This window comes from Companilactobacillus crustorum JCM 15951 (assembly GCF_001434585.1).
Lineage (GTDB): Bacteria > Bacillota > Bacilli > Lactobacillales > Lactobacillaceae > Companilactobacillus > Companilactobacillus crustorum.
This window is the reverse complement of the sequence record NZ_AZDB01000056.1, coordinates 1-9,067: the sequence shown is the minus strand read 5'-3', so window position 1 is coordinate 9,067 and position 9,067 is coordinate 1. Positions and strand designations below refer to the sequence as shown.

The 9,067-nt window shown below is 34.7% G+C and carries 10 protein-coding genes; 4 read left to right on the top strand and 6 right to left on the bottom strand.

Going from position 1 to position 9,067, the window contains the following annotated elements:
• Positions 1–41: 41 nt before the first annotated feature.
• The 4 genes from nrdF to nrdH are packed head-to-tail and all read right to left on the bottom strand — an operon-like array spanning position 42 to position 3,845.
• Positions 42–1,067 carry a class 1b ribonucleoside-diphosphate reductase subunit beta gene (nrdF, locus tag FD26_RS10215; RefSeq protein WP_057868325.1) on the bottom strand — a complete coding sequence of 342 codons (1,026 nt, stop codon included), beginning with the start codon at positions 1,065–1,067 and terminating at the stop codon, positions 42–44.
• 15 nt (positions 1,068–1,082) lie between these two features.
• Entirely contained in the window at positions 1,083–3,254 is a 2,172-nt protein-coding gene (gene nrdE / locus FD26_RS10210) for a class 1b ribonucleoside-diphosphate reductase subunit alpha (protein ID WP_057868324.1), read from the bottom strand.
• Positions 3,241–3,612 carry a class Ib ribonucleoside-diphosphate reductase assembly flavoprotein NrdI gene (nrdI, locus tag FD26_RS10205; RefSeq protein WP_057868323.1) on the bottom strand — a complete coding sequence of 124 codons (372 nt, stop codon included), beginning with the start codon at positions 3,610–3,612 and terminating at the stop codon, positions 3,241–3,243. Before nrdI ends, nrdE begins: the two co-directional genes overlap by 14 nt.
• Positions 3,613–3,614: 2 nt before the next feature.
• Positions 3,615–3,845, bottom strand: a complete 231-nt coding sequence (gene nrdH, locus FD26_RS10200) for a glutaredoxin-like protein NrdH (RefSeq protein ID WP_057868322.1) — start codon at positions 3,843–3,845, stop codon at positions 3,615–3,617.
• 272 nt (positions 3,846–4,117) lie between these two features.
• Between nrdH and FD26_RS10195 the strand changes: the two genes are divergently transcribed.
• A complete protein-coding gene (locus FD26_RS10195) occupies positions 4,118–4,744 on the top strand; it encodes an LVIS_2131 family protein (protein WP_057868321.1) in 627 nt (208 codons plus the stop codon).
• A 100-nt stretch (positions 4,745–4,844) separates the two neighbouring features.
• On the opposite strand, the gene FD26_RS10190 is transcribed toward FD26_RS10195, so the two are convergent.
• Complete coding sequence (locus FD26_RS10190) at positions 4,845–5,057, bottom strand: hypothetical protein (protein WP_057868320.1); 213 nt, start codon at positions 5,055–5,057, stop codon at positions 4,845–4,847.
• Between the two features lie 84 nt (positions 5,058–5,141).
• On the opposite strand from FD26_RS10190, the gene FD26_RS10185 reads away from it, so the two are divergent.
• Together FD26_RS10185 and FD26_RS10180 are read left to right on the top strand one after the other, a co-directional pair.
• Positions 5,142–5,699 (top strand): guanylate kinase, encoded by a 558-nt coding sequence (locus FD26_RS10185; protein WP_057868319.1) that lies wholly within the window; start codon positions 5,142–5,144, stop codon positions 5,697–5,699.
• A 213-nt stretch (positions 5,700–5,912) separates the two neighbouring features.
• Positions 5,913–6,626, top strand: a complete 714-nt coding sequence (locus FD26_RS10180; protein WP_057868318.1) for a C40 family peptidase — start codon at positions 5,913–5,915, stop codon at positions 6,624–6,626.
• A 129-nt stretch (positions 6,627–6,755) separates the two neighbouring features.
• Here the strand turns inward: FD26_RS10180 and FD26_RS10175 are convergent, their stop codons facing one another.
• Positions 6,756–7,811: a CAP domain-containing protein gene (locus FD26_RS10175; RefSeq protein WP_057868317.1), complete on the bottom strand. Its 1,056-nt coding sequence runs from the start codon at positions 7,809–7,811 to the stop codon at positions 6,756–6,758.
• A 503-nt stretch (positions 7,812–8,314) separates the two neighbouring features.
• Between FD26_RS10175 and rpiA the strand changes: the two genes are divergently transcribed.
• A complete protein-coding gene (gene rpiA, locus FD26_RS10170; RefSeq protein WP_057868316.1) occupies positions 8,315–8,965 on the top strand; it encodes a ribose 5-phosphate isomerase A in 651 nt (216 codons plus the stop codon).
• The last annotated feature ends 102 nt before the right edge of the window (positions 8,966–9,067 follow it).

The window sequence follows — 9,067 nt, the reverse complement described above, 5'->3', positions numbered from 1 at the left end:
GCCATCAACTTGATTTGACGAACAGCCATCTTTTATTGCTGCTATTTTAATTTTTTAACTTTGTTGAAAAGGGAATTGTCATCTGGAGTTTTATTATCGCCAGTTCTTCCAATATCATAATCAGAATCCTTCATGGCTTCAACTTTTCCCATAAGATAACCATTACCAACTTGTGAGAAGAAGTCGTGATTACTTGTTCCAGTTGAGATACCGTTCATAACGATCGGATTGACGTCTTCAGCATTTCCATCAGGGAATAAAGGTTCTTGACCTAGATTCATCAAAGCTTTATTGGCGTTATAACGAAGAAATACCATAACTTCATCAACCCAGCCGACTTCTTTGTATAAGGTACGAGTGTATTTTTCTTCATTGTCGTAAAGGGTATAGAGAAGATTATACATCCAATCTTTTAATTCGGCTTTTTTATCAGCACTCAATTCATTAAAGCCTAATTGGAATTTATAACCAATATAAGTTCCATGAACAGATTCATCACGGATGATCAATTTGATGATCTCAGCGACGTTTGCAAGCTTGTTATTGCCTAGATAGTAAAGCGGTGTATAAAAGCCTGAATAGAACAAGAAGCTTTCTAGGAAGACACTAGCTACTTTCTTTTGAAGCGGTTCACCATTTTGGTAAATGTTATTGATATATTTAGCTTTGTTTTGCAAATATTCATTATGGTCAGTCCAGTCAAAGATTTCTTCAATCTCTTCGGCTGAGTTCAAAGTACTGAAAATTGAAGAATAACTCTTAGCATGGACTGATTCCATAAATTCGATATTATTGAAGACAGCTGTTTCTGCTTGAGTTCTAACATCTTTTAACATGGCTTGAATACCGTCTTGTGATTGTAAAGTATCCAAAAGAGTCAGGCCACCAAAGACATGCCCTACAACAGTTTGTTCAGCAGGACTCAAAGTACGCCAATCATCTAAGTCGTTTGAAAGAGGAATTCGTGTATCTAACCAAAATTGAGAAGTTAACTTTTCCCAAGTCTCTTTGTCAATTTGATCTTCCAACTTGTTCCAGTTCATTGATTTGTAATATGTATCAACCATTATAAAAAATTCCTCCTAGATAGAGCAGCTTTCGCACTCGTTACTGCCGATTTCGTCATTATTTTCAGTAAATGTTCTGACATAATAAAGTGATTTAATACCCTTATAGTATGCATAGTTACGAAGAATACTCAAATCACGAGTAGTTTGCTTAGTATCGTCTGCTGCTTTCCAATCGTAAAGACCAGCTGGAATTTCTGAGCGCATGAATAAAGTCAAACTCATTCCTTGGTCAATATGTTCTTGAGCTGAAGCATAAGTATCAATGACTTTACGCATATCAGTATCATAAGCTGACTTATAGTATTTGATATTGTCATTGCTTAAGAAGGGAGCTGGGAAGTATAGCTTACCGTTTTTCTTTTCCTGGCGTTCCTCAATCAGACGCGTTACAGGTTGGAGACTGGCACTAGTATTATTGATGTAAGAGATAGAGCCAGTTGGTGCAACGGCCATACGGTAGGCGTTATAAAGGCCATCTTGCATAACTTTTTGTTTTAATTCTTCCCAATCTTTTTGCTCAGGAATAAAAATACCGTCGAAGAGATCCTTTACCGCTTTTAATTTAGGAGCGTAGCTCTTCGTTACATATTTGCTGAAATAAGTTCCATCAGCATATTTAGATTTATCAAAGTTTGCAAAAGTTTCTTGACGTTCTTTGGCAATATTGTTGCTTTCAACTAAGGTCCAATAGTTAAGCAACATGAAGTAGACATTAATGAATTCAATAGCTTCGGGAGAACCATACTCTAGGTGGTTGCAGGCTAAAAAGGTATGTAGACCCATAGCTCCCAAACCAATTGAGTGACTCATCTTGTTACCATTAGCGACAGGAGGGACAGCTGAAATATTCGAGGCGTCACTGACGAAAGTCAAAGCTCTGGTCATAGAACGAACTGATTTCCCAAAATCAGGGCTCTTCATCATATTTAAAATGTTAGTTGAACCCAGGTTGCAACTGATATCAGTACCTAACTTGGTATATTCTTGAGCATCGTTTAATTCAGAAGGGACTTGTACTTGTTGAATTTCAGTACATAAGTTACTCATGATGATTTTGCCATCAATAGGATTTTCACGGTTAACGGTGTCGATATTTAAGACATATGGATAACCTGATTCCTGTTGCAACTTACTAATCTCATCTTCTAGATCACGTGCTTCAATTTTGTACTTCTTAATGCGGTCGTCTTTAACCATGTTGTCGTATTCTTTAGTGATATCGACATATGAGAAAGGAATTCCATAGACTTTCTCAACTGAATAAGGACTGAATAAATACATATCTTCGTTATTACGGACTAGTTCATAATATTTATCAGGAACAATTACGCCAAGTGAAAGAGTTTTAACTCGAATCTTTTCATCAGCGTTTTCTTTTTTAGCAGATAAAAATTCAATAATATCAGGATGAAATACGTTCAAATAAACGGCACCGGCACCTTGTCTTTGACCAAGTTGATTACTGTAGCTAAAGCTATCTTCAAGCAATTTCATAACGGGTAAAACACCGGAAGATGAATTTTCAACACCCTTAATGGGTGCTCCAGATTCACGTAGATTGGAGAGAGTAATACCAACTCCACCACCGATTCTTGAAAGCTGTAAGGCACTGTTAATAGTACGACCAATACTATTCATATCGTCAGTCACTTGGAGTAGAAAACAAGAAACATATTCGCCACGACGTTTGCGACCGGCATTTAGAAATGAAGGCGTAGCGGGTTGGTAACGTTGAGCAATCATTTCTGTAGCCAAGCTTTTAGCTAAATCTTGATCACCATGAGCATATAAAAGAGCATTAAAAAGAATTCTCATTTCATAGTTTTCAAGGTAATAGTCACCATCATTGGTTTTTAAGGCGTATTGATTATAAAACTTGTAAGCGGCCATGAATGATTGAAATTGGAAATGTTGATCGAGCAAATATTGATAGAGATTTTCGATAAATTCATGCGGATATTCTTCAACTACGCTTTTTTCAATGAAATTTCCATCGATCAAATAATCAATATGATCTTTAAAAGAATCAAACTTTTTGGTATTTGGATTAACGTTCTCATTAAAAAAGGCTGTAACAGCCTCTTTATCGCGATTTAAAGGAATTTGACCGTTTACGGGAATGTTAATTTCGTTATTCAATTTGAAATAACTGAGTTTGGTTGCGTCAAGGTTATTTAATCCCAATTTTATTCACTACTTTCTTAAAGTTTTCGACATCTTTGTTGGTTCCGTTGAATTCAAATTGGAAAACAACGGGAACATTTAAGGCTGAGGCAATATCTTTAGCGGTGTGATTATATAAGGTATTGAAGTTACGGTTACCGCCGCCAGCAACGCCAACACAATTTTTAGCATTGTCTTCATATTGAAGAAAATCAATTACGGGGTCCATCATATCGTCATCATAAGCAGGTACAATAAGAACAAATGGCTGATCCATTTTGTAAAAGGGATCAGCGTCGGTTATTTCATATCCATCCATTCCAAGCTTGTTAACGAAACGTTTTGTTTGGCCAGTAATTGAATAATAGGCTATTTTCATAATTAATCTACTAACTCTTTAAGACTGTCTGGACGAAAGCCGACGATTGGGTCCATTGAGTCATTCATAACAACAGGAACGCTTTGGAATCCTTGCTTTTTAAGAGAATCAAGATATTGTGGTTCTTGATTGATATTTCTTTCTTCAAAGGCAACATTGTGCTCCTTAAGGTATCTCTTAGTCATTTTACATTGCATGCAGTTATTTTTACTATATACGATTACGTTGTTCATAGTTATTACTTCCTCTCAGGTACTTATTCTCAATCAGTATAATCATTTGAGATTTTAAACACAATATATAGTGCTTGGTTATAACGAAAGATACACGATATAGCGTGGTTATGTCGTCATTACAAAATGTCTGCAAACGTATGTACCCACACAAATTGTAGCGTTTTGTATTACAATTTCAAATAATTTTTCGATTCGTGGTAAAATTAGCGTAATAACTATTATAGAGTTATGCAGTTGTTAAGACAATTAATTTTAGTTGGGAGAAAACAATGAGTTCTTGGAATTTTATAGGAATTATTGCATGGATTATTGTAATTGCATTATTAATCTTTGTTGTATTTAATATTAGAAATCGTCATTTAAAAGTTCTTGTGGTTGAAAAGGGAAAGATTACTTGGACAACAATATTGACTGATTTACTAGAAATCATAGTGGTTATTTTGGCTGTCAGTGGTTTGTTGTATACTAGCTTGTTTACTAAGGTAGATTTGACAAATAAGAACGAAGTAGCAGTTACCTACAAATATGATCCTTTAATCGTTCAAACGACCGGGGATGGCCAAGGATATTATGTCAAAATTGACAAGAAGGAATCTAATTCTTCTACAGATGTATATCAATATTGGTTGAATAACTCGACTTATACTGTATCTAGTCAAAATGCGACTGTTTCCGATGCAACATTGCCATTTACTGTTTCGGGATTGCATTTGGATTGGCCAATGAAAAAGATCAAGAAATTGGATGCAAAATATCAAAATGCTTATGTAATAACAGTTCAAGCTAAATATAAGAATAACTTTATGAACGGTCTTGGCTTGAAAGCTAATCGCTACGCTATGGAATATCGAGTTCTGAGAGTTCCAGCTAGATCATTTATTAATGTAGAGAAATAATTAAAGAGGTTGAATAGGTTATTTTAACTTGTTCAACTTTTTTGTTACTGAAAAATAAAAAGCAGACCCTCCTCTATGGAAAGCCTGCCTTATATGATTATTAGTTCTTAGCCTTTTTGATCTTCTTAATACTTACGACAATCTTATTGTTTAATTCCATTTTGTTGGAATTATCTTTAGGATCGTTTTTAACAATTTCCATTAAAGCTGAATGTTCGTAAATCTTTTCAACTTTACCTTGGAATGGATAATCCATATCTTCATCAACGGAGCAATCGTAAACAGTACCAACCTTTAAGTCTTCTATTTTCATATGTAATTCTCCTCGGATTAATTTCTTAACAGATTAGTATAATAATATAGTAGAAGAAATATTTCAAACATGGGAGTTCCTAGAATGGATAAAAAAATTATTGTTATCACTGGAGCAAGTGGAACTGGCAAAACAACAATTAGCAAACATTTGCAAAATACCTATCATATACCAAGTGTTATAACTCACACTACTAGATTACCACGTGACGGCGAAAAAGACGGCATTGACTACTATTTTGAAACAAAAGATAGCTTTTTAAAGAACCATTATTTGGAAAAAGTCGAATATAGTGGCCATTGGTATGGTTCTTCAGAGGAAAGCTTGAATAAAACTTGGGAAGAATATGATGCTGCAAGTATCGTCGTAGATACTCAGGGAGCTATTTCCTATAAAGAAAAGTACGGTAAAAAAGCTGTGGTAATTTTCTTGAGAGTAGATTTAGAAACCGTTACCCAGCGATTATCTCAACGTGGGGATGATAAAGATCGTCTTAAGATGAGAATTAATAGTGAGGAATTCCGTCGAGATTTAGAAATTCCAGCCGAATTACAGGGCAAATGTTATGAAATTACTAACGATAATATCGAAAATACCAAGAAAAACGTGAATAAAGTACTAAAAAGCGAAGAAATCAAGTAAAAACTATTTTCACAAGTAAGCTCTAACCATTGATATTATTATGGTTAGAGCTTTTTAAGATTGTGAATCCCAAAGTGTAACATTCTTATACAATAGCTGTAACAATTCTGCAACATTCGGAGAGTATTATAGTCATCGTTGAGTGATAAGAAATTAATATTTAAGAAAAATTTAAAAAATAAAAAAAACACACCATTACGGGGGATTTCAATTTTGAATACTAACGTTAAAAAAAGTCTAATTTCATTTACAGCTGCTGCAGCATTGGCAGTTACAGGTTTGAGCCTATCAAATGCTTCTACAACAAAAGCTGCTTCAGAAGTTTTAACTAGTGCTCCTTCAGTTGTTCGTACAAATACTATGTCAAATCTATATACAACACCATCATCAGATGCTAAGAGTGCTGGACGTGCTTTAGCTTCAAATACTGCATGGGCTGTTGGTCAAGCTGTTCAAGATGATCAAGGTAACACATGGTACTTAGTTGGTGCTAACGAATGGGTTAACGCTAAGGATGTTACAGATACTTCAGCTGTTACAGAATCAGCTACATCATCAGATACAACAGCTACTGCTGACAACGTTGTTAACACTGCTAAGAAATATATCGGTACACCATATGTATGGGGTGGTAAGACTCCTTCAGGATTTGACTGTTCAGGTTTCACATCATACGTATACCAAGAAGCAACTGGTAAGAGCATCGGTGGTTACACTGTAGCCCAAGAAAGTGCCGGTACACAAGAAGCAGTTTCTCAAGCATCAGCTGGAGATCTATTATTCTGGGGTAGCCAAGGTTCATCATACCATGTAGGTATTTACCTAGGTAACAACCAATACATTGCTGCACCACAACCAGGCGAATCAGTTAAGATTTCAACAATCTCAAGCTACTTCATGCCTTCATTCGCTGTTAAAGTTCTATAATACACATTCAAAATTAAAATCATTCACGGTGGGTCATCCTTTAGGGATGATCTTTTTTTGTAAGATATAAAAAATGAGTAGTTTTGACATAATTCTGTCAGAGCTACTCATTTTTAGTATTTATTGATATTAATCAGAAAAGTCTTCGGAAATATAAGTCTTTCCATTAGCTGTATAAACGCCGATTCCAACTTTATTAACATCAGTTGAGACCACGTTAGTATAGTGATTTGGAGTAAAGGTTTCAGCACGGAAGCTATCCATTATTATTGAAGCTAATTTGTTTGCGTCACCGTTAAACGAACTATTTGTACGCCAAGCAATATTTTCTTCAAATGATGATAAATAAGGGAAGGCTGTGTAGAAAGGAGATCCATCTGGTCTAGTATGACTGAATGATTGAGAAATTTCAGAAGCACGCGTCATAGCAGTTTGGTTTAGAGCATTATTCAGCGTTAGTGGAGCAACACCCTTTGAAGTACGTTCACTATTCATTGAATTGAGAATGGCTTGTTGAATGTTTGAAACCGAGGTGTCGTCCTTATTTGTAGTAGTTGAACCTGATGGATTATAAGGAATATTTGTATTAGTCCATGTAGTATTGCCAAGGCTAGCTTTTTGAGCATCATCAGCGTTATTTTCAACTGCTAATCCAAAATCATCAATACGTTCGATATTAGTTGGATTTTGTTGGAAAAGCATTGTTGAACCATCAGCATATTCATGAGAGCTAACTTGTACAAATATTTGATTATACTTATTTACAATAATACGGCCAATATTCCATTCGGTATTGTTGCCTAAAATATTATTGCTTTCAACAGAATTCGTTTGGTCGTTGAAAAGCTGTGAAACACCGAGAACTACTTTACCTTTTAGAGTTGAGCTTGAGGTATTTGTGCTAGTGTTCAAGGTTGAATCTTTAGAACTTAGGTACTCGTTAGTGGCAACTTGATAAAAAGTTGTTCCGTTAATTTGAACGGTCTGACCGACTAACCATGGTGTGTTAGTTCCTAAACCACGATTCGTAATTAAGGTGCCATCTTTTGTATAAAGATGAGCATATCCTGGTGCCGTAACAGTAGCTACGGTAGCAGCATTGGCTGAATTTTCGTTAAATAATAACGCACCGGTAATTCCGAATGTAAGAGCTGCAATGATAGAAAAAGATTTTGATAATCGCATGTTATCCCCCTATAAATAATTAATCCTTATATAAGTACAATGTAATAGTAATTTATAATTAAAATTATTTCAATGATAAAATTAATATTTTGAATTTGTTCCAAGAAAGTCAAAATTTCTTCACATATTGTTATAAATTTATTCGTATTTAAACGTTATTATTTAAGCATAGTCAAAGACGAAGAGGTGACCAGATGACTAGATAATGTTTCAAGTAGAGACAATCTTTAATTAGAAAATTATTGAAAACAATGAATAGAATTAATCCCCTTAAAAAATATAATATTTAAATTTAATCCCCTTATAAAACTTCAAGATATCTCCCCCCCTAAAAGATATGAAGTCAAATAGAGAGCTATTCCCCGTAGCTCTACTTAAAAAAGAAAGAAGTTGGTATTTATCATATTAGTAAATATCATGGCAGCCTGCTTACTAGCAGGCTTTTTTGCTGCCAAAATTTGATAGAATGTAGTTATTAAATTTTGATTGAAAAGGAAATTAAAATGGAAAAATTAATAGCATCGGCCCTAGAAATGATTAAACCTGGTATGACTGTCAGCTTTGGCGGTGGACGGACAGTGGGCAGATTGATTAAAGCATTGAAGGTTTCTGACCTAGAAATAGCTAGTCCTTCAGAAATGACTCAAAATCTTTGTCGAGAATTGCATATTAAAGTAATTAGCTTGGATCAAGTTACAAAATTTGATTTAGCTTTTGACGGTTGCGATAGTATAGATCAGAACTTGAACGCTTTAAAGAGCAATGGCGGCATTCATACTTTAGAAAAACTCTATGCTAATAAGGCTGAACGTTATATCATTATGGCTCCAGAAGAACGATTTACAGAAAATCTTAATTCAGATGTTCAATTGTCATTAGAAGTGTTGGATTTGGCAATTCCAGCAGTTGCAGAAGAAGTTAAGAAGTTAGGCGGACATCCAGAAATTCGTCAATCAAGCGATATGGCAGGGATGGTGAGAACGGTTAATGGCAATGGACTAGTTGATTGCTATTTCGATGATTGGTCTAAGATTGAAGAAATTGAAATGAATTTATCCAGAATGACCGGAGTTTTAGGAACTTCATATTTTAAAAATATTGTGACAGATGTTTTATTATCAACAGATAATGAAGTAAAGCATATTTGTAGATAAGAGTAATTTTAATTTTTGTTCCAGGCTAGTGTTGTTGCTGTAAATTAATATTTAAATGAAGAAAGACCCAAATGGGTAGCGTCAAGAATCTTGTGTAAATGA